Here is a 25,923-nt window from a genome sequence, read left to right on the forward strand (position 1 = left end):
AAACTAGGATCTGGCAGATGTCTCTTCAATCGGCGCCATTTCTTCAAAGGTCGCCTGGATCTTATCTGGAATACGTCTGTCGATCTCTCTGGCCGCTTCTTCGATAGCAGCCATAAATGCCTTCTTCGACGCATTTCCGTGACTTTTCACTACAATACCGCGCAATCCTACCAGACTTGCGCCATTATACTGGTCGGGGTTCACACGTTTATACAGTTTTTTTATGACGGGTCTAAGTAAAAACGCCAAACAACGGTAAAAAAGATGCTTTTTCAACGCTTTTGTAAACTTAAACATGATAAGTTTGGCGATCCCTTCACAGGTTTTCAACGCAACATTGCCAACGAACCCTTCACAGACAATGACGTCTGACTTGCCCGAAAATATATCACTGCCCTCACAATAACCCTGATAATTAATCACTGGACAGTCCTGCATTAATTTAGCAGCTTGTTTGATACCATCATGCCCTTTGATGTCTTCCAGTCCAATGTTGAGCAAATGTACTTTGGGCCTGTCAATCTTAAGCGCTGCGCCCGCTACAATGGATCCCATAATAGAGAACTGCAATAAAGTCTCAGGATCACATTGCACATTAGCACCTAAATCTAACAAGTATACGGGTTGTTTCTTTTCTGTTGGTACGGACGTGATAAGGGCTGGCCGTTTGATGCCCGGCAGCATTTTCAATACATAATGGGCCATACTGAGCAATGCGCCTGTGTTACCCGAGCTAACGCAGGCTTGTGCTTGCCCGGCTTTTACTAGATCAAGTGCAACGCGCATAGAAGAATTGCGTTTATTTCGCAGCGCCTGAGCAGGCTCGCATGTATTGGTGACGACTTCATCGCAATGTTTAACAATTAGACGAGGATGAGACAGCGCATTGGCTTTTTCCAGTGCACTTTCAAGAACGGTACGGTTGCCACATAGCAACAGTATCAAACGGGGGTGTTTTTCTACCGCTTCGATTGCGGCGGGTATTGATGAACGGGGGCCGTAATCGCCCCCCATCATATCTAACGCTATGGTTAGATCAGCGTGCATAAAGCAATCTCTTACTTAGAAATTACTTTTTCGCCTTTGTAGTAACCGTCAGCAGTTACGTGGTGACGACGGTGAGTCTCACCAGAAACTTGATCTACAGTTAGTGTAGGACCGTTAATAGCATCGTGTGAACGACGCATGCCACGACGTGAACGTGACACTTTACTTTTTTGTACCGCCATTAGCCTATCTCCTAAGAATCTTTCTTAAGTTGTTTTAAAATTTCAAATGGATTTGGTTTGCTCTCTTGTTCTTCTATGTCACCAAAGCTAACTGGCTTATCAGAAAAAGAACAAGATCCTTCTTCATGCTTAGGAACGATGGGGATCGCCAGTATCAATTCATCTTCGACAATTTGCCGGAGATTAATTTCACCTTCTTCATCCAACTCCACAACATCATAGCACTCAGGAAGTTCGTCCGACTCTGCACCTAATCCGACTGGCGAATACGCAAAGTCTTGTTCCAAATCCAACCCTAGTTTATCGTTGCAACGTTGACACAACACTGTGACTTTGGCTTGTACGCTTCCACGCACTACAACCAAACCTTGCTGGTCTGTTTCGCAACGAATAGTTACCGCTATTTCACCTACTTGATCTTGCACAACTTGCTGCAAACGAGAAAGTTCTTCAAGCGTTATAACACCGTCATAACTGGCCCGGCGCTGTGCCGCTTTGCAAGGATCAATGGTGATGGGAATTTTCACCTTTTGCATAGGGGCTGCATCATATAGATAGTTACTGCTTTAGTCAAAGCAAAATTAAACTTTCATATTGTTTTTAGCCACGTTGCGATTATCCTATAGGAAATTTTCTCCAACGCGGTCCCGGTACTTATGAAATCACCACTAATCTTAGCCTCCAGCTCACCATTTAGGCAGCAAATTTTGGCAAAATTATGCCTGCAATTTGACAGTTTTTCGCCTGACATTGATGAATCGGCACATCCAAAAGAAACACCTGCCGAACTGGTTGCCCGATTAAGTGAAGCCAAAGCGCAAACAGCGCACCAGTATTATAGCAGTGGATTGGTGATCGGCTCAGATCAGGTCGCTCTATTTAATGACCAAATCCTTGGTAAGCCTCACACCGTCGAAAATGCCCACAAGCAGCTTCAACAATTCAGTGGTCAGGTTGTGACTTTTCTGACCGGGCTGTCTGTCTATCAGCTAGAAACACAGCGAGTCATCACGAAAGTCGTACCATTTAAAGTCCACTTTCGGACGCTAAGCGAGGCACAGATCAAACACTATGTTGCCAAAGAGCAACCACTCAATTGTGCGGGCAGTTTTAAAAGTGAAGGGCTGGGTATTTGCCTATTTGATAAACTTGAAGGAGAAGATCCCAATACCCTGATTGGTCTTCCCCTGATTGAGCTGACTAAATCACTGGCTGAGTTCGGCGTCGACGTACTCGGACAATAAAAACTCACTCAACTGCGCATAACTATGGCACAAGGCCAGTGGTGCATACTCTCTTAATTGCGCTTCACTGGCTGCACCAAATGTCACTGCGACTGCGGATACGTTTGCATTGGTGGCAAGTTGCATATCAATGCCAGTGTCACCCACCATGATTGCATCACAGGCATTTACCGCAAGCTCGGTTAGGATCTGCTGCAACATCTCAGGGTCGGGTTTTGACTTTGCATCATCAGCTGTTTTAGTCAGGCAAAAATAGTGACCCAGGCCACTATGTGCCAACAAGTTGTTTAACCCTACCCGGCTTTTCCCGGTTGCAACTGCAAGCAAAACACCTTGTGCTTTCAAACTAGCCAACAATGCTTCGACCCCTTCAAACACGGCAATGGGTGTTGTGTCTTCCTTATATAGTCTTTTATAGCTCTTTGCTAGCTCGGCGGCTTTTTCTTTTTGTTCGGGAAACAAAGTTGCCACAGCCGTTTCGAGCGACAAGCCAATGATGGATTTGGCTGCATCATCCGAAATAGGAGGCAGTGCATGGTATTGTGCAACCTTATGTAAGGTATTAACAATTTTAGGCACAGTGTCCATTACTGTGCCATCCCAATCAAAAATGACCAATTTACGCGCCATTATTGCCTCTCAGAGTTTTCAGGCAATGCTCCAGAGCTTTGTCCAACGGTGCCTCAACGTGCAGTGTGGTTTCGTGTTTAGGGTGAATAAACCTCAGCTCCCGAGCATGCAGGAATAACCGACCCAGGCCTAATTGGCGCATTTTACTGTCAAACACCTGATCACCATACTTATCATCACAGGCAATTGGGTGGCCTTTACATTGCGTGTGCACCCGAATTTGGTGAGTACGACCCGTTACCGGTGACGCCTGGACCAGTGTTGCGCCTTCAAAACGCTCTAGCACGCGAAATCGGGTATGAGAGGCTTTGCCTTCTTCATGGTCCACACGTACCACGCGCTCGCCAGATTGCAGCGTATTTTTCCGCAGCGGTTCGGTGACATTTTTATGTTTTGCAGACCACTCTCCACAGACCAATGCCCAGTAGTTTTTTTCCATGGTTTTTTCTCTGAGCTGTTCGTGCAACCCTTTTAGAATTGCACGACGTTTTGAAATCAACAAACAACCAGAGGTATCACGGTCTAATCGATGCACCAACTCGAGATTTCTTTCATCCGGACGCAATGCACGGATGGCCTCTATTAGCCCATAGCTCAAGCCACTGCCACCATGAACCGCCATGCCTGAAGGCTTATTCATAACTATCAGATACTTATCCTCATAAAGGATGGCATCTTCAAGCCCCGCGACCTTGTCCAGGTTCTTTGGTACGAACTCGGACTTTTCCGCCACTTTAACCGGTGGAATGCGTACTTCATCATTCAGTTGTAGTTTGTAAACTGGCTTAACCCGCTTTTTGTTAACCCTGACCTCCCCTTTGCGAAGAATTTTGTAGATTGCGCTTTTCGGTACCCCTTTAAGATGGGTAAGCAAAAAGTTATCTATACGCTGACCGAGTTGGTCTTCCGTTATGGTTACAAAACTTACCTTTAAGCCGGTTTTTTCTGACATTGCCTAATCACTGAATTGAGTAATAATTTAGTTGCTATCACGCGGGTATTAGTGGGATAATCGGCCCGCCTATCTTTGCGAGCGTGCTTTTTATCGCATTGATGCCGCTGTGATGCACATCTTGGGTGGAGGATCATACAGATTAGAGCTGAGATTTCCATAGCTTTATCGACCCGACCCAGTGACAAATACGTGCGTTTAATCTTAAATGAAGCGTGTAATAGTTCATTGTATTGATTAAACACAGCTAAATAACCGAAATTAAAAGCAATAATTATTAATGTCTTGTGTATATTAGTCGGGTTAGATTTAGACCCGTGCGACATCCGTAAGCCGAGTGAAACACTCTGTAACCCGCCACTTAAAAGCAGTGTGGCATAAGCGTTATTATGCGGAAGTAAATGATTGTTCCCGTCTCCCAGTCGTGAGACTGCATTATAAAAATAGGAACACTAAACACCTGAACTAAGGTGCACAGGCAAAGTGTAAAAAATTAAGTAGAGTAAAAATATGAAACGTATGCTGATCAATGCGACGCAGCAAGAAGAAATGCGCGTTGCACTGGTTGACGGCCAGCGTCTGTACGATCTTGATATCGAAAGCCCTGGTCATGAACAAAAAAAAGCCAACATTTACAAAGGTAAAATCACTCGTATAGAACCTTCCCTAGAAGCCGCTTTTGTCGATTATGGTGCTGAGCGCCACGGTTTCCTCCCTCTTAAAGAAATTGCCAAAACATACTTCCCATCAGGCTACACCTTCAATGGTCGTCCAAACATCAAAGATGTGATCAAAGAAGGCCAGGAAGTCATTGTTCAGGTCGATAAAGAGGAACGAGGCCAGAAAGGAGCAGCGCTAACGACTTTCATCAGTGTCGCTGGTAGCTACTTAGTATTGATGCCAAACAACCCACGTGCTGGCGGTATTTCTCGCCGCATCGAGGGTGATGAGCGCATCGAGCTGAAAGAAGCGCTGAGCCGCCTGAATCTACCAAAAGGTATGGGTCTAATCGTCCGTACAGCAGGTGTTGGTAAGTCTTTTGAAGAATTAGAGTATGACCTTAAAGCGCTGCTTGTGCATTGGGAAGCTATCCAAAATGCAGCAGACGGCGGTAAGGCACCATTCTTAATTCATCAGGAAAGTAACGTTATTTTCCGTGCTATCCGAGATTACTTACGTCGCGATATCGGTGAAATACTGATTGATAAAGCACGTGTATTTGAAGAAGCGAAAGCCCATATTGAGCGTTTCAGACCTGACTTCATTAACCGCGTTAAGCTGTATCAAAATGATGTTCCGTTATTCACACACTATCAAATCGAAAGTCAGATAGAATCTGCTTTCCAGCGTGAGGTACGTCTTCCTTCAGGTGGTTCTATCGTTATCGACCCAACGGAAGCACTGACCTCTATCGATATCAACTCGTCAAAAGCAACCAAAGGCGGTGATATCGAAGAAACAGCATTAAATACCAACTTAGAAGCCGCAGACGAAATTGCCCGCCAATTACGTTTACGTGACCTGGGTGGCCTGATAGTCATCGATTTCATTGATATGACACCTCCTCGTCACCAACGTGAAGTGGAAAATCGTCTGAAAGACGCCGTACGCGCAGATCGTGCTCGAGTTCAAATCGGCAAGATTTCACGTTTCGGCTTGCTGGAAATGTCTCGTCAGCGTCTGCGCCCGTCATTAGGTGAAGCCAGCCAGCATACGTGTCCACGCTGTGATGGTCAGGGCACCATACGTTCAAACGAATCGATTGCTTTGTCCATCTTACGTTTGATCGAAGAAGAGGCCATCAAAGAGAACACCGCTCAGGTTAATGCACAAGTACCGGTAAAAGTGGGCTCTTACCTGCTTAACGAAAAGCGCCGGGCTGTTCAGCGCATCGAAAAACGCCACAACTGTGATGTAGTGATCATTCCTAACCAGCACATGGAAACGCCTCACTATGACGTTGTGCGTCTGCGCAAAGATGATGTGCCGGAAAGCGTCAGCTATGATCAGGTTGTTACACCTGAAGTTGAAGTTGTAGCCGCACCAATTGCCACACCAGTGGTTAAAGAAGAACCGGTTCTGAAAGGCGTAGCCATGCCAACAGCGCCAGCTCCAGCACCACAACCAGCGCAAGAGACAAAACAACCTCAGGCACAGAAGAAAGTGGAAGAGGAAGCGGGCCTGCTAAGCCGCATTGGCAAATGGCTGAAAGGTCTGTTTGGTACTGAGGAAGAGCAAAAAGAGGAAGAGCAGCCTAAGCAACAGCCTCGCCAACGTCAGGATAACCGCCGTCGCAATCAGCAGCGTCGTAAAAATCGCAATCGCAATGACCGCCGTAACGATGGTCGTAATGATGGCCGTAACGATGAACGCAATGACAACCGTAAGGCTGAGCAAGACAACAGCGATAATAAAGCACGTAAAGAAGATCAAAACGACAATCAGGAACGCAGCGAAGGTCGTAACAAGCGCCGTCGTCAAAACCAACGTCGTCGTAATGATTCTGATAAAGCGAAGCAAAATACAGAGCAAAGTTCTGAACAGAAGCAGGATAATGCTGAACAAGCAACGCAAGAAAAAGCGAACAAACCTCGCCGCCAACGTCGTAACCTGAAGAAAAAGGTGCGCATTGAGGGAGAGCCAAAAACGACTCAAACTGCTAATGAAGTAGTTGAAGTTGAAGCTGAAACTGTAAGCGATTCAACGCAAAAGCAAGTGCAACAGCCTGCTACAGAGCAAAAAGTGGAAACAGTCACAAAAGAAGTGACCCAACAAGCTGTGGAAGCTCAAGTACCTGCGTCTGATGCCCCTGCGGATGAAGAGGTCAAGCTTACTCAGAATCAAGCTCAGGACAGCCAAAAAGGTGAAGAAACAGCGGAAGAAGACAAAGAGCAACGCGAACAGCCGCGCACTCGCTCTCGTCGCTCTCCACGTCATCTGAGAGCAGCTGGCCAGAAACGCAAACGTACTGAGAATAAAGATGCAACACCTGCATTTGTACCAGTCGCGGATCAGGCTGCTGCGGAGTTTGAAGCTGAGCTCAATGCCACAGCTGAGCAAGCAGAGGAAGCACCTGCTGCTAAGCAAGCCGTAGAAGCACCTGCTGCTGAACAAGTTGTAGAAGCGCCTGTCGCTGAGCAAGTTGTAGAAGCGCCTGCCGCCGAGCAAGTTGTAGAAGCGCCTGCCGCCGAGCAAGTTGTTGAAACACCTGCTGCTGGGCTAGTCGTTGAAGCGCCTGCTGCTGAGCAAGTTGTTGAAGCGCCTGCTGCTGAGCAAGTTGTTGAAGCGCCTGCCGCTGAGCAAGCCGTTGAAGCGCCTGCTACAGAGCAAGTAGAAGAAACACCTGCCGCTGAGCAAGTAGAAGAAACACCTGCCGCTGAGCAAGTCGTTGAAACACCTGCCGCTGAGCAAGTAGAAGAAACACCTGCCGCTGAGCAAGTCGTTGAAACACCTGCCGCTGAGCAAGTCGTTGAAACACCTGCCGCTGAACAGGTCGTTGAAGCACCTGCCGCTGAGCAAGTCGTTGAAGCACCTGCCGCTGAGCAAGTCGTTGAAGCACCTGCCGCTGAGCAAGTCGTTGAAGCACCTGCCGCTGAGCAAGTTGTTGAAGCGCCTGCCGCTGAGCAAGTGGCTGAAGCGCCTGCCGCTGAGCAAGTGGCTGAAGCGCCTGCTGCTAAACAAGTTGCAGAGGCAGCTGTGGAAACCACTCCACTAGTGAAGGCCACTGAATCAGCGGTATCGGTCCGTGTGCGTTATCAGCATGTTGCTGAAGCACCAATGACAAAAGCCGCTGCTGATGAAAGCACTGATATCGCCATTACCGTCCTGGCAATGCCAGACTCCATGCGCGAGAAAGTGAGCGACAGTGGTCAGGGCTCTGGCTCTAAGTCTCCGACAGCAAGAGCAAGCTCGGCCATGGCGTCACCAGCCAGCTACGAATAGGTTTTGAATTAAACCTTTTAAAAGGGCCGCATATGCGGCCCTTTTTGACCCTCCTTGTTCTTACGTTCCAAGCAAGCCAGAATAACTAATCCCAATTTGCTTAATTAAATGTTCTATTTTGGGGTGAGAAAATAGACTCAATAACACCACTCTCGTCCTGCTATCGCTGAGGCCCCGGTCTGCTTTGGAGGCAAAAAGTTATACAGGCTCTCATTGTGAGACATCCATCATATTTAAATGGCAACTTTAAGCCCGGATTTGATTAGACACTAAGCATGATACCTACTTGAAAGGATAATGGTTTCAGTGCGACAATTGTGAGGCTCTACGCAAAGTAAGCTCTTGACCAAGCCCCTCTGTGACCAATTCCACTGTGAAAGCAGCGTAGAAATAAAACGGCCGCTCCTCTCAGCCTGAGCCCGTTTCAGGATAAACAAAATAAAAAGCGTTTGAAGAGATACAAAAATAAAGGTTAGTTCAGGAAATTGTCCAGACGAATCCCCTTGAATTCGATACCTACAGGACCGCATAGGAAAAGCACAAGGAGCAAGAAATGGCCTATATGTAGAAGAAAAGCAGAGTGGTCATACCAGCGCCATTCGCACTGGCAAACCAGTATCGTGATTAGATATACAACTTTTCAGTCGCCAGTACTTTTTTCAGATATCTACGTGTCTCATTGTAAGGCAGGCCTTGCTGCAGTGCTTCTAGGACACGCTCAGGTGACAATGAGTTAATCACTCGCGCAGCGCGCTTAATATTTCGAGAACCGTCAGCATTAAACACACTGGCGACATTACCGGCGCCCGTATTATACGCCGCTATCATACAGTACTTACGACTTAGTGGATCCTTTATCGCGCTGAGATATCGATCGTTGAGAAGGTGTAAATACGCCGTGCCTGCCTCAATATTGTTATCAACTACATACAGGTATGGCGGGCTCATTGGCTCATCCAGCTCATAGAGGAATCGATTTACATCAACGCCTGCACTAGTTGGCACGATCTGCATTAAACCAAATGCAGGAATGTGTGATTTGGCAAGCGGGTTAAAGTGACTTTCTGTATGCATTACCGCCAACACCAGACTGGTATCAATCTCGAAGCGTTCGCTTTGCTTTGCAATTTGACCTTGATACTCAGAGGCACGCTTATGTGCCAGACCATCTTTCGGCATTTTGATCCGTACCTGAGTGATCTGCTGCGGTTCGGTTTTAGAAATTTGTCTGACAGATTTAGTCAGATTTTTGATGCGCTTGGTTGCCAGCTCATCCAACTCCGCTTTCTTTGTTTCTAACTGCTTATTTGCAGCTTCAACTAATTGCGGTTCAGACTGCAACGCCAGCGCTTCATCGGCTTGCTGCTCTGCTAGTTTTTTCTGTTCCTTTGTTTGTTGCTTGATCTGAGCTTTTGCGGCAATAATGGATTTGACACGAAGTCCATTATCTATCGCAACTTGCTCTCGTTCACTGACACCATCTGCTAATGATTCACCACTCAGAAAAGACTGAAACAACGCTCGTTCAGACTGTCTAAACCTTTCGATAGCCTGTGAAATCTGTTGATCAGAGACGTGTGTTCCTGCGTGGTGCCGCACACTGAGGACTAACTCGTTATTCTGGAAGTCGACTTCCAGGCGTTCCCGGTTATCGTCTGAGTAGCCAACAAACTGGCTTTGGTCAGACACCTTCGCCTCACCCCATTGTTGGATCAGTTGATCTCGAAACGCATCAAATTCTTCAAAATGCGCCTCAACATAGTCATTAAATTCTTGTAAATGTTGCGCCTTGTAGCGCTCAAATTCCGTTTGCTCCTGGGCGCTGCTGTCATAGGTTTGCATTGCCGCTTCCAGTTCACTAAACAAACCGGACGTACTGGCAACCGCTGCGGCGGCGGCAAACTGAGATGCAATCGTCAATGCAAGTATGGTTTTCACAGCCCACTCCTATCAATGAAAAGCGCACCTTTTTAGGTGCGCATACAATTAATTGGTTAATCTGGCGATTTCTTTTTCCAGATCTTTTTCAGCCTTAAATGCTTTGAATTCCTGATACAAGAATTGCTCATCTTGAGGGTTAATTTGCTTTTTACTTTCTTTTACCAAGTCTTTGAACAAGGACTTTGTTAATGCCGGTGATAATGTGGTCAGGGCGCAGAAATAGTCTTTACCACCAATCTCAACGACATCAGCTTTAATTACGCGAGAGCCATTAAGCGTTTGCTTTGTTAGCTGCTTTGATACCGAGCTAAACGTCGCACCAACCGTTGTTTCTTCATTCGCATCAGTACGGTTTGAAAAAGTCTTATCCAACCCTTCGATGCGCGTTTCAATTTGCTGTGCCAGCGCTAACCTTGCATTAGCGACAGCCATTTTCTGGTCAATTGAGATGTTACCAGAAAACTTCACACAATCCGCAGCAGCGATGCCATTTTCAACAGCTGGGTTTAATACCCAATCTGGTATATTAATCTTCGACTCAGAGGCAGTTTTCTCTCCAGTCGAGCTACAGGCTGTTAACATCCCTGCTACGAGCATAGTAGTAATAAGCGGTTTGATCTTCATGATATTGTCCTTCGAGCTATTGATTGCTAAGCGATGATTTAAATTTAACAAAAGCCTGATTGCTTTACAGTAATAAATTGTAAGAACGATTTCTTACAATATTCAGCTTCAAAAAAAGCAAAATAATCTTTAAGTTAGTGCAAATATATCCAACTTCTTTGGTATAGTCACCGTAAACTTTATTACAAGCAAAGGAAGCGTAATGCTATCTCTATTCAACACTTTGCATTATCGAGCTTGGTTAACAGTGGCCCTGATTGTGGTTCTGACTGGATGCAATACAACACCCGCCAACAAAAATGCAATTTTACTTGCTCAACAAGGTCAGTTTGAGCAAGCCAAATCGGCGATAGAAACAACCTACTCAGCGTCAGGTAAAAACAAATTACTGCGATATCTTGAACTAGGCACATTGTATCACCTCGAGCAAAAGTACAAGCTGAGCAATGATAACCTTGACCAGGCAAAAGCCATTATTGAAGAACAATATACTATTAGTGTTTCAGAGCAAGCGCTGGCGTTGCTCAGTGGCCCAACTTACACCACGTTCTCAGGTAAAGAGTTTCATCGACCCCTGATTAATGTGTTCAAAGCACTCAACTATAACGCGCTTGCAAACCAAAACCCTGCTCAAAGACAGTACTACTTGGATGCTGCCCTGGTTGAAATGCGCCAGCTCGATACCTACTTGTCGACACTCACCGACGAAACAGGTGGCTATGATGGTAAACCAACTGGTGACGGACTCACCGACCGCGTTATGCGTATTTTACAACCGCTGCTGGCTCCTAATGACCTGTTGAAAAACGTCGACTACAAAGATGATGCATTTGCCCACTATATCAGTGGCATTCTGTATGAAAGCAGCAATGAACTAGATGCAGCCCGTATCCAGTATCAAAGAGCCGCATCCGCATTTGAACAAGGCTTTGCTAAACAATACGATTTAGACAGCACCGTAACAAAGCAAGCTTATGCTGATTTGGCTCGAGTCATGCGTAAAGCGGGTGGATATGGCAATGAACTTCGCGCGCTTGAAAAAAAATGGGGTAATAGCATTCGCGAAACGAAACAATCAAGCCCTCTTCTTACCGTCGTTCAAAATGCTGGGATTGGTCCACAACGCAAAGAATTTAATTTATTACTGAAAGCCGATCATGATGCCAAAGCGCTCGTTGTGACCCCTATTCTCTGGGGCACGTCTTCGGAGCGAAAAGCACAAATGTGGTGGTTCCAGATGCTATATGCCGATACCAGCCTATTCGACATGATGCAGAATTATGCCACCGGTGATCTGGGGGATGTAGCAATGGGTGCATTAACTAAGCGTTTACCATTGGGCGATTCACTGTGGCAAAGTGCCAAGGCTGCCGGACTGATTGATGCGCTTGAACACGGTAGTCGCATAGCGGTGACTTATCTGGAGCCGTTCGAACATAAAATAGAAAAAACGGAACTGTGGCTTGATGGCCAAAAAGTCTCGGAGCTGGATAACTATCACTCTGTCAGCCTGCTGACTTTACAAAGCGCACTTAAAAATGCCAATCGAGAAATGCAGATCGCACTTACTCGAGAAGTTGTAAAAGCGATGACAGCGCACAAAGCAATTCAAAGCACCGGTCTTCAGGCATTTGATGGCTTCGCCAAGTTAGCAACCAGTGTTGTCAACGCGGTCACCGCTAGTGCAGACCTGCGTCAATGGCAGTCGCTTCCGTCTCATATAAAACTCGCACAAGTGCCTGTCAATCAAGGCACAGTCAATATTACGCTCAAGACTAAACTGCGCTCAGGCAGAGTCATAGAGCAATCTGACACATTAGAAATAAACGAAAATATGACGCTGTGGCATACTCGCACTTTCATTGACAGTGCCAAATCCACAGCACCATCCACTCTGTTTACAATGGAATAATTGTTATGAACTGTAAAACCACACTTTTAAAGCTAACTCCTTTGGTTGTTGCATGCAGCTTAGCCATCACTGGCTGCTCCTCGACAAAAGTACAAAGAGTAGATGCAAATCAAGAGGTTGCCCTTTCTGACAAGTGGAACGGCAAGGACTCGCAACTGGTTGCAGAGGCCATGATCAACGATATGTTGAGCTTTCCATGGGTTAACGATCACTTACAAAAAGAGGGCACGCGTCCTGCTATTATAATCCAGTCAGTACGCAACAAATCACATCAGCATATCGCTGTTGATACCTTCCTGAATGACCTAAAGCGTTCAATATTACGCAGTGGTCAGGCGGACTTTGTTGCGAACAAAGATGTTCGTCAGGAGATCCGAGACGAAAGAAAAGACCAGGAGCTAAATGCCAGCCTGAGTACACAGAATGAAATGGGCCAGGAACAAGGCGCAGATTATGCGCTGTCAGGCACCATCAACTCTTTCGTTGATCAGCAAGGCGGTGATCGCGTGACTTTCTATCAGGTTGACCTGAGATTGATCGATATGACCACAAACCGTGAGGTATGGAATGGACAGAAGAAAATTCAAAAACTGCAGGAGCGCTCGCGCTTTGGCTTCTAACCCCTTGATCGCAACGCTGCTGAGTGTCGCTGTACTCAGCGGCTGTGGTGCAAACAACGCCAATCAGGCGCCTGTTGACAACAAACCGGTATGGATCTCCAACATGCCGAGTTCAAGCTATATGGTTTATGGTGTTGGCAGCGCGCAAAACACCGGCGACTTGCAACAGGCAAAACTGGCAGCACAGGAATCAGCGCGACTGGCACTGGCTAAGCAATTGAATGTCACCATTTCAGCCAGTACCAGAATAGAGCAATCGGCCAGCGAAAAGTCGATGCAATTTCATGTCGATGAGCTAATTAACTCTCAGGTACCTGATATTCATTTGCAAGGTGTAAAAATTGAAGATGAATACGTTAGTGCAGATCAGCAAACAGCCTTTGCACTGGCCGCTTTTAACCGCACCGAAGCCGCAATGCAAACAGAGCTAACCATACGGGCTCTGGATGAAGATATTGCAGCCTTCACAGTGGCTGCCAACGGCAGTAAATCACAACAACTGAAACAAGCCGTTGCACTCAAAGAGCTATTGGTAAAACGAAATAAGCAAAACCAATACCTTACCCAGCTTCAGGCTGCACCTCTGCCCTTGCCTGCATCTGTTCGTGACAAACAGCAACAGGCCGATGCGCTTATCAACAGTATCAGCTTTAGTATTGAAAGCGATCACCAGGCACACCGTAAGGTTCGAGACATCCTGGCAAAAGCGCTCAGCTCTCAGGGGATCAAGGTCACCACAGGTGAGGCCGATTTTGCCCTTAAGTTCACCGTTGACTGGCAGGATATGAACAAAGCCGGTACCTTTTACAGTGTGGCAGAAAGCTACCTGGTGGTGATGGAAAATGGCGAAGAACAGGCGCACTTTAATACCAAAGTGAAGGCAGCGTCGAGCTACAAGGACACTGCTAAGAGTAATGCAATGACCAAATTAGCTAACAAGTTGGGCACCCAGCTGGCGCAGTTTGTTGTTACAGGCAAGTCTTAGACGTACCAAAGCACATATTTAACTGACATAAAAAGGGGCTAACACATGTTAGCCCCTTTTTATTTACTCACTTTCTTCCTGGTAGAACTTTTCTAGCTGATCTTTGAGGTTTGGCGGCACGCCTTTAATCGTCAAAGTATCGCTTTGCGGATCATACAGCACACGCTCTCCCAGATGCTTGCGCTCAAACCCAACACTCACACCGCCACCCAGACCTGAAAATTTGACCATAGTCGTGACGGTTTTTTTATCGAGCGGGAATGACTCTTCCAGTTCATAACCTTGTTGCTTATAAAAGTCTTCAAACTGCACATCGGATGATTTAGATACGGTATCAGACAAAGACTCGACATCTGCATCTTCGCCACTATTAATACAGTCATTACAATAATCAAAGACTTCTTTGCGAATTGCATCTTTCTCATCTTTACCAAACTGCTGCTCGGCCAGATAGTCTTCCACGGCATGTAACATAGTTTGCGACTGCTGCTTAGGGTCGATACCTTCAGCACAGCCCAGAAAATCAAGAAAGAAGTCGGCTACTTTTCTGCCAGCTCGGCCTTTAATGAAAGAAATATATCTATTTTCATCTGCCTGCGTATCCCACGCAGTTAAGTCGATGCGCGCTGCAAGCTGCATACGTGAGATATCCAAGTGCCTCGACGCAGCCAGGTCCAGATCAGACGTAATGGAATAGTGTTCTTTAATATTAATCATGGCTATCAGCAAGTAATCGCTGGCAACGTACTGATAATGACAGAACACCAGATAACCAGTCTCGTTGAACGCATATTTGTTCAACTCTTCTTTCAGAACTTCTGTTGCCTGCTGCGTTAGATGCCAAAATGCCAGCTCATTATTGCGGTAGCTTTGCATTGCCGACGCGACGCGACTATCTTTGTCAGGATCGAAGGCACAAAAGCCTTTTCCAGGTTTGCCATTATAAGCATGGTGGAGCTGCTCTATGAAAACTGCTACCCGGTCGTTAACCTGCATCTCATCATCACGCAAATGAATTTGTGTTTCTTCGTCTTGCTTGTCGACATAGTGTACAACAAGCTTGTTCACCTCAATGCTCATCTTTGTTTTTAACGCCTCTGGTGTTAGAATAGAAAGAATTATAACTCTTTTTATTTGAACCAACCGATGCCTATCCAGTCTAAATATTCCAACGAACAAGTAGAACAAATTGTCGACCAACTGTTAAACGTACTGACAGAGAATCAGGCAACCGTTGATTTAAGCTTAATGTGTTTGGGAAATTCTATCACGCACATCATCAAAGAGCATGTACCGGAACAGAAAAGACAAGCGGTTGCTGAAAATTTTGCCAAGGCGTTGACCCAGTCGGTAAAGTAACTGAATGAACCTTTCTTCGCACAGCCCTTTTTCGTCAAAGGCCAGTCAGCTCTTGAGCTGGGGGCATTGGTTTACCTTTGCCAACATCGGCTTAGTATTAGCCATTACTTTAAGCTATCTGGCCGCTGACAAAGCACCGACAACGGTACTTGGCTGGCTATATATGCTGGTGACCTGGCTCAGCCACACCAGTTTTATTACCTTTTGTGTATTTGTACTGAGTATATTCCCACTCAGTCTGATATTCCCCTATCCAAGGCACATTCGAGGAATGGCCGCCTGTATTGCAACCTTAGGTATCACGGTACTGGGTGTTGATGCATTTGTCTATTTCCAGCTTGGCTACCACTTGAACCTTCAGGCACTGCCTGAAATTCTTTCCTTGTTTTGGAAGACTATCAGTAGCTCCCCTGCCGTCAATAGCCTGATTGTGCTTGCAATGATTGCTGCTATTTTAGGGTTTGAACTGATTGTCGGCAATCATGCATGGCGTCACCTTGAGCGGTTAAAGAGTTACTCCTTTCCTAAAGTCGCCAGCACGATATTGGTCACTTGCTTTGCAAGCAGTCACATTATGCATATCTGGGCAGATGCAAATAGCTACTTCGACATCACAATGCAGGATAACGTACTGCCATTATCTTATCCAACCACAGCCAAAACACTCCTTGCCAGACACGAGCTACTCGATATGCAAGAATATAACCAGGCAAGATCGCTGAATGTCGGGCCCAACGAAGTAAACTATCATCCACCAGCGTCACTGACATCGTGTCCGGCTCAGGATGCTCCAGTCAACCTGAGCATAGTAAAAACACTGTCGGAGCAAACTGAAAGTCAGCTAATACAACTTGGCTGGCATGGTTCAGAGCAGCTGCTGGCCCCAACGTTGAGTGAGGATTTCAGGTTTAATCTGCTGTATGGTCTTCCTGCTTACTACAAACAGTCTTTAATGGAAAGTAAAGCTCCGCCAGTTTGGTCAAACCGCCTGTCTTTGTCGGTCTCTGGACTGCCCAAATTCGATTACATTAACACTGTCGAAAATGCGGATGTACGGGTGTCATATAGTGACCAAAGCCCACTTATTACAGAGCAAACACCACCGACTATCCTCATAGTCGAGCCAAACAGCTCAGATATAGTGACCACAACCCGCTTTTATACCAATATCCCAGCGTTTTCAGGACATACCGGGCTAATTCAGGTCAGCGATGTCATGACAACCATTGCGTCAGAGCATTTCCAGTGCAGTACACTCGCAACAGCAAGTATGCTGGGCAATAATGTTGCCACGGACACACTCAATGAAGGGGTAAACTATTCTCGTGGTGTGTTAGTTGCTTACAAGAAAGACCGTATTACACTGATAGCACAGGACGGGAGCTATAAACAGATTTCTGCAAAAGAAGGCTTTACTCTAGATCAAAAACTGGATGTCCCCTTTCTAATTCAGAGTATTAAGCGACTCAAACAGTTCAATCAGACGCCTGCTGTAAAGTAACATGGCGTCTGCCACAACACTTGCGATATCGAACAATTTTACTATCTTGAAATGTAAATATAGATTTCAGGGAAGCACACGCTATGAAGATATTGATCATCATGTTTTGGCTGTTATTGCCTATGCTAAGCCAGGCAAAAACAACCTTCAGTTACTACAAATGTGTCACCGATAAGGCGGTTGTTTACAGCCAGCATCCGTGCGCAGCCAATGCTGAACAACATACTTTAAGCCACTCAGATCCACAAGCACCAGCCCCCACTGGCCAGCATACCAAAACCTTGAACAATATTGAGCGGCAGCAGCTGGTCCTGCGGTTAAAAAAGACACTTAGAGCCAAAAAACATCAGGCAGCAATCTTAGGTAGAAAACGAGACGAAGCCACCCGAGATGAGCAGCGGCGCATTTCGCGTATGATGGAAAAAAATGAGAGAGCAAAAACACTTAAAGATGTAAAGCGCAACATCAAATCGATCAATACAGCTTACCTCAAGGAAGTTAAGCTGCTGAACAAAGAGATAGCGAGCTTGGAAAAACGCCTTAAACGACTTGAATAAACGCCCTTATTTCAAGACAAGCGCTCTAGAGCGTGGCGCATAACGGATGACCTAAATACAAACTTGAGAGACTGGCACTTGTGCGCTAAAGTAACTCGCAGATTAGGAGGTCCGATGAGTTACCAGGTTCAAATAATTACAGAGCAAATTCTTTCCGGTTTTCACGCTCACTACGCGTTATTTCAACAAATAACGGCGCGCGCTCCCCAAGCATTTGCACAGCAAAGATGGGGAGAAATCGAGCAAATAAGCAAGCAACGGATAACTCTGTATGACGTTCGTGTTAATGACACCGTCACAGCTCTGAAGCGTCAAACATCACAGGATACGCCTGATGAAGCGTTATGGCACCAGGTCAAACAACATTACGCTGAACTCCTTTCTTTTCATCCCCAGGCAGAGCTGGCAGAGACTTTTTTTAACTCTGTTTTCTGTCGCCTGTTTCATCGGCGCTACTACAAAAATGACTTTATTTTTGTGGAAACAACGTTAACAAAGCCAACCACCTTGCCGATAGAAGCGGAATTTCGCAGCTATTTCCCGGTCATCTCTGGGTTAAAGCCCACTATTCGCAATATGATTTCACACATGGACTTGCAGTGCGGTTTTCGCGATCTGGAACAGGATATCAGAATGCTGGTCAAAGCGTTTATCAAACAAGCACCAAGCACTCACCATAGCCATCATGGACTGCGCTTTGATATTCTCACAGCCCCCTTTTATCGTAATAAAGGCGCTTATATCGTAGGCCGGGTGGTATCCAAATCGGGTGTCCAACCTTTTATTATCGCCCTTTTACATCACCCTCAGGGCGGCCTGTACATCGATGCGCTGTTAACTAAAAGTGCGCAAATGCGGATTATTTTTGGGTTTGCCCGAGCGTATTTCCTGGTAGAAACTCATGCCCCTTCAGCTATGGTGGGCTTTTTACAACAGCTGATGCCGAATAAAACAACAGCAGAGCTTTACAACGCCATCGGATTTCATAAACAAGGGAAAACTGAATTCTACCGTGATTTTCTGTTTCACTTACAACACAGCGAAGACGTGTTCACCATAGCGCCAGGTACACCGGGTATGGTTATGATGGTGTTTACGTTACCTAATTTTCCTTTTGTCTTTAAAGTGATTAAAGATGTTTTTGCCGAAAGTAAACCGTTTGGCAGAGATACGGTGCTGGCGCGCTATCAACTGGTGAAAAGCCACGACCGTGTTGGCCGTATGGCTGACACCATCGAGTATTCTGAAGTCGTTATTCCCAAGCGAAAGTTCTCTCCATCACTTCTGGATACGCTCAAAGCCACAATCAGTAACAGTGTGCGAGACGAAGGGGATTATCTGGTGATCAAGCACCTGTACATTGAACGCCGAATGACACCGCTGAATCTCTTTTTGCAAACCGCCGATGAGCCAACCGCTTACAAAGTCATCGAAGATTATGGCCACGCTATCAAAGAGATGCTCAGCGTAAATATTTTTCCGGGCGATATGCTGCTCAAGAACTTTGGGGTCACCAAGCACCATAGGGTTATATTTTACGATTATGATGAGGTGCAATATCTTACTGACATGAACTTCCGGCCCATGCCCAGCCCATCTTTGGAAGACCTATATAGTGGTGTGGCCGAGCCCTCGGCAGCACCAAACGACGTATTTCCACAACAGTTATGTACATTTGTACTCACAGACCCTAAACTCAGAGCGGTGTTTGAACAGTCGCACGAAGCCTTATTGAAGGTGGAATACTGGCAACAGGCGCAACGGGATATACAGGCTCACGTGGTTAAGCAAGTCTATCCTTACCCGGCCTCACAACGCTTCTATCGACATATAAAATAACAAAGGAACACAGTGAACATAAGCAAAATTGACCTGAATCTACTGGTCTATCTCGATACGCTACTGCGAGAGTGCAACGTCACTCGTGCCGCAAACCAGCTAAGTATCACCCAGCCTGCGATGAGTAATGGCCTGAAGCGGCTTCGCAACTTGTTTAATGATCCAATCCTTGTACGCACCAGTGAGGGCATGGTTCCGACTGAGCGCGCACTGGAGCTCCAGCCAGTGATCCGCGGTATTTTAATGACGCTGGAAGAAACTCTCGCACCCAATCGTGAGTTTGAACCTGGGCAGAGCAAACGCGTATTTCGCATTATGGCAAGCGATTATGCAGCCAGCACTTTAGCACCTAAGCTATTGAATAAGTTGCATATGGAGGCCCCAGATACGACTCTCGATATCCTGACGCCCAGTGATGTAACCTTTCATGACGTGGAAAATGGTAAAGTCGATATGGCAATTAACCGCTTTGAAAACTTACCTCAATCATTTCATCATAAGCGGATCTGGAAAGACAGTTTTTGCTGCCTGATTAAGTCAGACAACCCTATCAGAACGCACTTTAATCTGGATGCCTACTTAAAAGCTCGGCATATTTGGGTTAGCAAAACGGGCTTTGGTGTAGGGGTAGGCATGGACCCGGCTGATGTGCAAAAGCTGGGTTGGGTTGACGAAGCATTGGCTCACTTTGGCAAGCACAGGAACATTGCCACATTTACACGTAATTACCATGTCGCAATTCACCTGGCAAAAGAGCAAAATCTCATCGCAACCTTGCCATCAAAAGCGGCAAACATATATAGCGATGATCCGAATTTGGCTATTTTAGAACCTCCGTTTCCTATCCCCCCCTTCGAGTTGGATATGATCTGGAGTCCGTTATTGCATCGCGACGCCAGTCATATCTGGCTTAGACAAAAAATCGCTGAGGTAGCGGAAGCCCTGAAATAACATCTACAGGTGCTCAGATATAGGGTGGATGCCCTATATCTCGCTTTCTAACATGGCCAAAGCACGTTTCTCACTGTCACACACTTCCCCATTCGCTTCACTGATCCGGTGCGCAATTGACACCGCAAGTTCGCGCATGGGTTTATCAACAATATGACTCAATCTATGCTGGATAAAGCACTCTGTTTCTTCCTGCTTAATCGCAATTAGGCACTTGCCCAGCGCATCATCCATGTAATCTTGCAACGTAATAGCCGAATTCCAATGTAATGTATTCGCCCAGTCCCGGACAATGTCCATTTCTTCGGTTTCTATTTTTTCATCAATGCAAACAAATAACAAAGCAATATCCAACAAGGATTCTTTTTGCAATTGCTCCACACAGATACCCATGTCAAAGTGGTTCAACAGTTGTTCAAATTTCATCTTAGTTCCTTGTACTTGATATAACGCCAACCAACAGCCATGCACATAGGCTGGACTCAGTATCCTGCCTCCAGCTGGTGTGCCTGAATCTATGGAGGCGTATGCCTTCTAGACAAACACACTCCACAGCATTCAAACATATTCTACAAACTCAAGGTTGTCACTTAAAAAATAGTCAATTAGTGGGCACTGAACTAGACTTGCCTTAATACACACAGGAAGTCATTATGTCTTGCCTTAACCGCTTATACTTGAAACTGCTACTTATTTTAGGCCTTTCTTTTTCAACACACGCCCGAATTTCGATTTCAATCGAACAAGACATTTATGAATACGCTAAAGAAATACTGGCCGATCAATCCATTTCTGAATTCACGGAGGAGATATTCAACCACCCCAGGTGCCAACGTGATGTCGTCGAGTTTCTCATCGCACAACGCGCACTTTTGGAAGGAGGCTTCCAGCATACCTTTAGCTTCACCCTTGGAAACTATGATGCAAGAAACTTAAAACTGCTTGAATCAGGGTTGCTGCTGATGAGCTTTGACACTATCTGGCTGTCTCAGGCAAACACCATTGCTCAAAAGGTGTATATTTCTCCCCCTATCATTAACAAAGGGGCATACTTTGCGGGGATCTATACGTCAGCCTCTAACAAAACTCGATTACGGGAAAAAATTTCCACAGATCTCAGCCAAATAAGTATCGTGAGTAGTAAAGCATGGTTGGTTGATTGGGTTACGCTCACAGCGCTTGCACCTCAGCAATTACATCATGAAGATGACTGGATCACTATGGCCAAACTGGTGAGCAATGGATGGGTAGATGCTATGTTGGTTTCCTTCAATAACACCCGGCCATTTTACTATGAAGGCCAGGGTTATCGGATAGAAGCCCTAGAGGGAGTTAAAGTCGCACTCCAGGACAGTCGACATTTCGTCGTATCCAGACTTCACCCGCAAGGAGAAGAGGCGTATAACGCACTAAAACGCGGCCTGACAAAATTAAAAGCAAAGAATTTCATCTATCAGTCTTATCGACACTGCGGCTTCATCAACCCTTTGGTGGATGATTGGCATACACTTTAACCCTAAAATCGCAATTGTTAGTTTTAATTTGGGGTATTCATATTTCTTCCATTTTCTTCTCCTAAATTTCCTGCCTCTCGGGAATACGTCAAATTAGGAACAAGTAATGAATGAACTAAAACTGGAAATCAATACGACTTTTTATTGTGTAGTTGGCGCTTTCGTTATTGCGCTATTAGCATTGGCAGGGCTGTTCACCGAACTCAATCTGTCTTTTCTCGCAACCATGCAAATCACCATTGCCAGTGTGGTTAGCATCGCATTCGCCATCAACTTTTTACTGAGCATGGCGGGTCACAAACGCGTGACACTGTGTAACCAAGGTTTGTCGTTTTTTAGCCTGACTGGTCGCCAACGTTACGTACCGGCTGAAAACATTCAGTCCATTGAATTTGTCAATTATATTGGTCTGACTATGACTCAGGTTAAGACTAACAACGGGATTATTAAGTTACTGGCATTCAGAGTACGTAAAGAGCAGCAACAGCGTTTGAAAAACCTGGGTTACCTGGCGTAACCCACTTGCCCAAGGCGCACAATCTAATTAGCATGCAGATATCAAAACAAAAGAGACATGTTATGACACAGCAGTATTCTATCGGACAAACTGGTAAGCCTTGGCAAGCAAGCGAAAAACAACAATGGCTCGCTCAGCAAGCAAAAAAGCGTGATTATTTCGAAGACATTGAGCCTCAAATCAGCGCACTCAGGGCAGACTATCAAGTTGAACAATATGGTGTGCTTAATTATGAAACACATTATCCATTGTACGCATTAAAGTCTGCTACCTGGCGTCCAGATTTACCTGTGGTGCTGGTTACAGGTGGTGTACACGGCTATGAAACCAGTGGCATTTTAGGTGCACTAGCATTTGCGAAAAAACATGCAAAAACTTATGAAGGCAGGTTCAACCTACTTATATTGCCTTGTATTAGCCCGTGGGGTTACGAGACAATAAACAGATGGAACCCGGCGGCGGTAGATCCAAATCGCTCATTTTATGCCGACAGTCCGGCTCAAGAGTCACGTCTTGCGATGGAATACATCAAGTCGGATATGGCCTCCATTCTGATGCATATAGACTTGCACGAAACAACCGATACGGACAACAGTGAGTTTCGCCCAGCCCTCGCAGCCCGTGACGGTAAAGTCAATCATAACTGGAATATTCCAGACGGTTTTTATTTGGTCGGTCACACTCAAAAGCCAGAAGCGGCATTTCAACAAGCAATAATCAACAGCGTACAAAAGGTGACGCACATTGCCGATGCGGACGAGCATGATGCCCTAATTGGCGTACCAATTGAACAATTCGGTGTTATCAACTACGATGCAACCAATCTAGGTCTGTGTATGGGTATGACAAACGCAGCGTATGTCACGACCACAGAGGTCTACCCGGATAGCCCAAATACGACGCCACAAAACTGTATCGATGGTCAGGTTGCGGCGATTGAAGGCGCAATGAATTATCTGCTAGCCCAAAGCTAATTCAGGCCATCAGCTCCCCATGTTCGTGAATGATCTCAAATATGTCTCTGAAGGAGTGGGCTTTTTGGAATATATTCACGGGCATATGCAGCGCTCGGGCAATATCAGAAGACGATATCATGCCCCTCAAGCCCCCTTTTTCATCCATTAACAGAACGTGTTGCTGGCCAAGTTCCCTGAGTGTCTGTAACACATCACCTATCTTGGCGCTTGCCACCGTCGAAAAACGCATTGCATGCAAATCCTGCTTTTTAGTCATAACGTCTTCAACGGTTAAGTCACTGCGTGCAACTTGGCGCTTCTGTGCAATGGTTAATACCCGCCGACCTGATAGGTCCTTAGAGTTCACCACGCCAAGAAAGGTGTCATCATGATCAACCACCAGTTTTGACCGTACATGACCATTTAGCATCATATAAACTGCATGATCTATGTCCACGTCTTTTAAGATCATTTGTGGCTGGCGTCTGGCAAAATCTGTGATCACCTTAACCGCAGGACTGGATAAACTCAATGGCTCCGCATCGTAGTAATCACAAAACTGATAGACCCCTTCCAACTTTAATGTTTGTAGCGATTTATACTCACTCATATCCCCTCCACTATCGACCCTGTGGCCGAACCATACAGAAAATATGGTTCATCGTTGCACTTTATGCAAGGGACTAACCCGCTCGGTGTAATCCACTGTAATGGCAAGATACGAGCTGACTCGTTACAATGATAATGTTCGCAATTGTCTTTGCCCGGACACGATAATAGCCTGTCTCTTCGGTTGTTATTATTGTGAATACTTCCTGAAATAACAGTACCCGTTTCGGCGGGTTCTTTTTATAAACTGAAGGTAACTAAGGAAATAGTCCCTTCAACAAGGTAGAATCTCCACCGAAGTGCAAATTCGTGTGCGTCACTTATACGGAAAGTTAGGAAAATCTTATGGCATATTTAATCGATGAACAGAAACTAGAAAAAATTTACCTAAAAAGTTATCACACTTTTGGGCGTTACAAATTTAATGTAGATACCTTCGTCGATAAGCCAGGCATATCAAGGCACCATGCCATCATTGAACATGCAAACAACACGTGGTTGATCCGCGACGTCAGCACCAATGGGATCTGGATCAACGACAAGAAAATTGATAAGAACCTACCCTATCAACTCTCCGAAAATGATAAAATTGACTTTGCTGCACCTGGGCAAAATTCTTATGTTGTGGCAAATTTAAATGCCAATTGCCAGTACCTGGTTTCACAGACGAACGCCAATCAGGTGATCGAACTTGAAAACCAAATACTGCTGCCCAATGACGAAGAAGCCAGTCACATCGTCTACTTTGATGCCTTACTAAATTACTGGTTTCTCGAAGATTTAAATACCTCTGACCGACAAGCACTGATTGACGGAGGAGTGGTCTCTTTATTTGGTCAACAATGGCTGTTTTACTGCGCCAACACATCAACCATGACCAAGCACCTCGACAATCAGCCGATTGTAAAGCCCATTGCACTCAACTTTAGCGTTAGTCAGGATGAAGAAAAAACCGATTTAACACTGGAGCTGGAAGGGCAGGAAATTGACCTGGGCTGTCGTACTCACCACTATCTGATGCTGCTGCTGGCAAGAACACGCATTGACGATAAACAAAATGGGATGGATACCGAGTCTCAGGGATGGCTTTATCGAGAAGATTTGGCCAAAGCACTTGGCGTGCAAACCAATCATATGAACATTATGGTGCATCGTGCTCGTAAACAACTGACAGAAGCTGGCGGCGACAAAGCACCCGAGTTAGCCTATGTGCTGGAAACCAACAACGGAAAGATTCGTCTGAACTGTCAGAATATTACCATTGTTAAAGGCTGCCAGCTTGAAACCCGTATTTCAATCTAACGCACACGTTGTTCAGGGCCGGTACGGACCGGCCTGATTGTTTACCTGCTGTTCAAGTGCTTTAAAGCACCCAACTTTGTTAAGCAATTCCATCATGACAAATAGCGGTCCAATCAGCAGCCCCATCAGATCATCCGCAAAAGCGGGTTTCTTCCCTTCAAAATAATGTCCTATAAACTGGATAACCCAGCCAATGACAAATAAGCCGAGCCCCATGACATAAAACCAGACAACGTCCAGACCGGCATGTGTGGCTGCATCGAATGCCAAAGTAACGGCACCCTGACAAATCAACAGAAAGGCTATCATCCAGCTGCCAAGCGTGGGCGACAAATATAAGTAGTACATACTAGTCAGCAGAATTAAGCCGCCAGACAAGCTCAGTTGCGTCTGAAAAACGCTTCCTAATGGCCAGAATGTCATCCAGACAACGGCAAACACAATCAGTGGGACGCCAACAAAGTGGGTTGCAATGTTGCGCTTATCTCTGTGGTACAAGGCGTAATTGACCAAGTGTTGCTCAAGTGTTTTCATCTTTCTAGTTCTTTTGAGTAATTACTTTATTTTATAAAGCAACAATCTGCTGAAAAAGTCAACACTGTACCACTATGTGGCCTACGCAACTTCCGGAAAGGGAAAATAAAAATGCCGCCAGGCGACTGGCGGCATAAATCACTGGGTTATCAACGGTGATGAACACTGTCTGTCATCTCCGTTATCTACTACTGTAGACCAAAGA

The 25,923-nt window shown here is 45.7% G+C and carries 25 protein-coding genes; 14 read left to right on the forward strand and 11 right to left on the reverse strand.

Features of this window, described 5'->3' with window-relative positions:
* Window positions 1-3 precede the first annotated feature (3 nt).
* From plsX to yceD, 3 genes are read right to left on the reverse strand one after another with little or no spacing between them, the layout of a single operon-like run.
* A complete protein-coding gene (gene plsX, locus CWC22_RS12875; RefSeq protein ID WP_125561866.1) occupies window positions 4-1,047 on the reverse strand; it encodes a phosphate acyltransferase PlsX in 1,044 nt (347 codons plus the stop codon).
* A gap of 11 nt (window positions 1,048-1,058) precedes the next feature.
* Window positions 1,059-1,229, reverse strand: coding sequence for a 50S ribosomal protein L32 (gene rpmF / locus CWC22_RS12880; RefSeq protein ID WP_010382129.1), 171 nt, complete (start codon window positions 1,227-1,229; stop codon window positions 1,059-1,061).
* Window positions 1,230-1,240: 11 nt separating this feature from the next.
* Window positions 1,241-1,765, reverse strand: coding sequence for a 23S rRNA accumulation protein YceD (yceD, locus tag CWC22_RS12885; protein WP_138537714.1), 525 nt, complete (start codon window positions 1,763-1,765; stop codon window positions 1,241-1,243).
* A 120-nt stretch (window positions 1,766-1,885) separates the two neighbouring features.
* Between yceD and CWC22_RS12890 the strand changes: the two genes are divergently transcribed.
* A complete protein-coding gene (locus CWC22_RS12890; protein WP_125561870.1) occupies window positions 1,886-2,473 on the forward strand; it encodes a Maf family protein in 588 nt (195 codons plus the stop codon).
* On the opposite strand, the gene CWC22_RS12895 is transcribed toward CWC22_RS12890, so the two are convergent.
* Window positions 2,435-3,103, reverse strand: a complete 669-nt coding sequence (locus tag CWC22_RS12895; RefSeq protein WP_138537713.1) for an HAD-IA family hydrolase — start codon at window positions 3,101-3,103, stop codon at window positions 2,435-2,437. The genes CWC22_RS12890 and CWC22_RS12895 overlap by 39 nt on opposite strands.
* Window positions 3,093-4,055, reverse strand: coding sequence for a 23S rRNA pseudouridine(955/2504/2580) synthase RluC (gene rluC, locus CWC22_RS12900; protein WP_125561874.1), 963 nt, complete (start codon window positions 4,053-4,055; stop codon window positions 3,093-3,095). The genes CWC22_RS12895 and rluC overlap by 11 nt, the downstream gene beginning before the upstream one ends.
* 510 nt (window positions 4,056-4,565) lie before the next feature.
* Between rluC and rne the strand changes: the two genes are divergently transcribed.
* Complete coding sequence (gene rne, locus CWC22_RS12905; protein ID WP_195879825.1) at window positions 4,566-7,997, forward strand: ribonuclease E; 3,432 nt, start codon at window positions 4,566-4,568, stop codon at window positions 7,995-7,997.
* A 624-nt stretch (window positions 7,998-8,621) separates the two neighbouring features.
* On the opposite strand, the gene CWC22_RS12910 is transcribed toward rne, so the two are convergent.
* Together CWC22_RS12910 and CWC22_RS12915 are read right to left on the reverse strand one after the other, a co-directional pair.
* Window positions 8,622-9,935 carry a transglycosylase SLT domain-containing protein gene (locus CWC22_RS12910; protein ID WP_138539514.1) on the reverse strand — a complete coding sequence of 438 codons (1,314 nt, stop codon included), beginning with the start codon at window positions 9,933-9,935 and terminating at the stop codon, window positions 8,622-8,624.
* 48 nt (window positions 9,936-9,983) lie between these two features.
* Window positions 9,984-10,562 (reverse strand): LPP20 family lipoprotein, encoded by a 579-nt coding sequence (locus CWC22_RS12915; RefSeq protein WP_046005920.1) that lies wholly within the window; start codon window positions 10,560-10,562, stop codon window positions 9,984-9,986.
* Between the two features lie 202 nt (window positions 10,563-10,764).
* Between CWC22_RS12915 and CWC22_RS12920 the strand changes: the two genes are divergently transcribed.
* From CWC22_RS12920 to CWC22_RS12930, 3 genes are read left to right on the forward strand one after another with little or no spacing between them, the layout of a single operon-like run.
* Window positions 10,765-12,474 carry a hypothetical protein gene (locus CWC22_RS12920; protein ID WP_138539515.1) on the forward strand — a complete coding sequence of 570 codons (1,710 nt, stop codon included), beginning with the start codon at window positions 10,765-10,767 and terminating at the stop codon, window positions 12,472-12,474.
* A 5-nt stretch (window positions 12,475-12,479) separates the two neighbouring features.
* A complete protein-coding gene (locus CWC22_RS12925; RefSeq protein ID WP_125561882.1) occupies window positions 12,480-13,094 on the forward strand; it encodes a penicillin-binding protein activator LpoB in 615 nt (204 codons plus the stop codon).
* Window positions 13,084-14,079 (forward strand): LPP20 family lipoprotein, encoded by a 996-nt coding sequence (locus CWC22_RS12930; protein ID WP_138539516.1) that lies wholly within the window; start codon window positions 13,084-13,086, stop codon window positions 14,077-14,079. Before CWC22_RS12925 ends, CWC22_RS12930 begins: the two co-directional genes overlap by 11 nt.
* A 63-nt stretch (window positions 14,080-14,142) precedes the next feature.
* Here the strand turns inward: CWC22_RS12930 and yejK are convergent, their stop codons facing one another.
* Window positions 14,143-15,159, reverse strand: a complete 1,017-nt coding sequence (yejK, locus tag CWC22_RS12935) for a nucleoid-associated protein YejK (protein ID WP_138539517.1) — start codon at window positions 15,157-15,159, stop codon at window positions 14,143-14,145.
* A 66-nt stretch (window positions 15,160-15,225) separates the two neighbouring features.
* Here yejK and CWC22_RS12940 point away from each other — a divergent pair, with 66 nt between their 5' ends.
* From CWC22_RS12940 to CWC22_RS12960, 5 genes are all read left to right on the forward strand, one after another.
* Window positions 15,226-15,438, forward strand: coding sequence for a DUF1414 domain-containing protein (locus CWC22_RS12940; protein WP_010382154.1), 213 nt, complete (start codon window positions 15,226-15,228; stop codon window positions 15,436-15,438).
* Between the two features lie 4 nt (window positions 15,439-15,442).
* Window positions 15,443-16,939 carry a DUF3413 domain-containing protein gene (locus CWC22_RS12945; RefSeq protein ID WP_138539518.1) on the forward strand — a complete coding sequence of 499 codons (1,497 nt, stop codon included), beginning with the start codon at window positions 15,443-15,445 and terminating at the stop codon, window positions 16,937-16,939.
* An 83-nt stretch (window positions 16,940-17,022) separates the two neighbouring features.
* On the forward strand, window positions 17,023-17,496 hold the full coding sequence (locus tag CWC22_RS12950) for a DUF4124 domain-containing protein (protein ID WP_138539519.1): 474 nt from the start codon (window positions 17,023-17,025) through the stop codon (window positions 17,494-17,496).
* A 114-nt stretch (window positions 17,497-17,610) separates the two neighbouring features.
* Window positions 17,611-19,335: a bifunctional isocitrate dehydrogenase kinase/phosphatase gene (aceK, locus tag CWC22_RS12955; protein ID WP_138539520.1), complete on the forward strand. Its 1,725-nt coding sequence runs from the start codon at window positions 17,611-17,613 to the stop codon at window positions 19,333-19,335.
* Between the two features lie 12 nt (window positions 19,336-19,347).
* Window positions 19,348-20,286: a LysR family transcriptional regulator gene (locus CWC22_RS12960; protein WP_049865864.1), complete on the forward strand. Its 939-nt coding sequence runs from the start codon at window positions 19,348-19,350 to the stop codon at window positions 20,284-20,286.
* Between the two features lie 33 nt (window positions 20,287-20,319).
* Here CWC22_RS12960 and CWC22_RS12965 read toward each other — a convergent pair whose 3' ends face one another.
* Window positions 20,320-20,712, reverse strand: coding sequence for a hypothetical protein (locus tag CWC22_RS12965; RefSeq protein ID WP_125561894.1), 393 nt, complete (start codon window positions 20,710-20,712; stop codon window positions 20,320-20,322).
* 227 nt (window positions 20,713-20,939) lie between these two features.
* Here CWC22_RS12965 and CWC22_RS12970 point away from each other — a divergent pair, with 227 nt between their 5' ends.
* The 3 genes from CWC22_RS12970 (at window position 20,940) to CWC22_RS12980 (ending at window position 23,291) form a co-directional block, all read left to right on the forward strand.
* A complete protein-coding gene (locus tag CWC22_RS12970) occupies window positions 20,940-21,800 on the forward strand; it encodes a hypothetical protein (protein ID WP_138539521.1) in 861 nt (286 codons plus the stop codon).
* Between the two features lie 106 nt (window positions 21,801-21,906).
* The gene (locus CWC22_RS12975; RefSeq protein ID WP_125561898.1) at window positions 21,907-22,317 is read left to right on the forward strand and encodes a hypothetical protein; all 411 of its coding nucleotides are present in this window, start codon (window positions 21,907-21,909) and stop codon (window positions 22,315-22,317) included.
* Window positions 22,318-22,379: 62 nt separating this feature from the next.
* Window positions 22,380-23,291 carry a M14 family metallopeptidase gene (locus CWC22_RS12980; RefSeq protein WP_138539522.1) on the forward strand — a complete coding sequence of 304 codons (912 nt, stop codon included), beginning with the start codon at window positions 22,380-22,382 and terminating at the stop codon, window positions 23,289-23,291.
* Window position 23,292: 1 nt separating this feature from the next.
* On the opposite strand, the gene CWC22_RS12985 is transcribed toward CWC22_RS12980, so the two are convergent.
* On the reverse strand, window positions 23,293-23,883 hold the full coding sequence (locus tag CWC22_RS12985; RefSeq protein ID WP_138539523.1) for a CBS domain-containing protein: 591 nt from the start codon (window positions 23,881-23,883) through the stop codon (window positions 23,293-23,295).
* Window positions 23,884-24,227: 344 nt separating this feature from the next.
* On the opposite strand from CWC22_RS12985, the gene CWC22_RS12990 reads away from it, so the two are divergent.
* Window positions 24,228-25,184, forward strand: coding sequence for an FHA domain-containing protein (locus CWC22_RS12990; RefSeq protein ID WP_010382174.1), 957 nt, complete (start codon window positions 24,228-24,230; stop codon window positions 25,182-25,184).
* 12 nt (window positions 25,185-25,196) lie between these two features.
* Here the strand turns inward: CWC22_RS12990 and CWC22_RS12995 are convergent, their stop codons facing one another.
* Complete coding sequence (locus CWC22_RS12995; protein ID WP_138539524.1) at window positions 25,197-25,718, reverse strand: DUF962 domain-containing protein; 522 nt, start codon at window positions 25,716-25,718, stop codon at window positions 25,197-25,199.
* Between the last annotated feature and the right edge of the window lie 205 nt (window positions 25,719-25,923).

The sequence above is a fragment of the Pseudoalteromonas rubra genome, assembly GCF_005886805.2.
GTDB classification, from domain to species: Bacteria; Pseudomonadota; Gammaproteobacteria; order Enterobacterales; family Alteromonadaceae; genus Pseudoalteromonas; species Pseudoalteromonas rubra_D.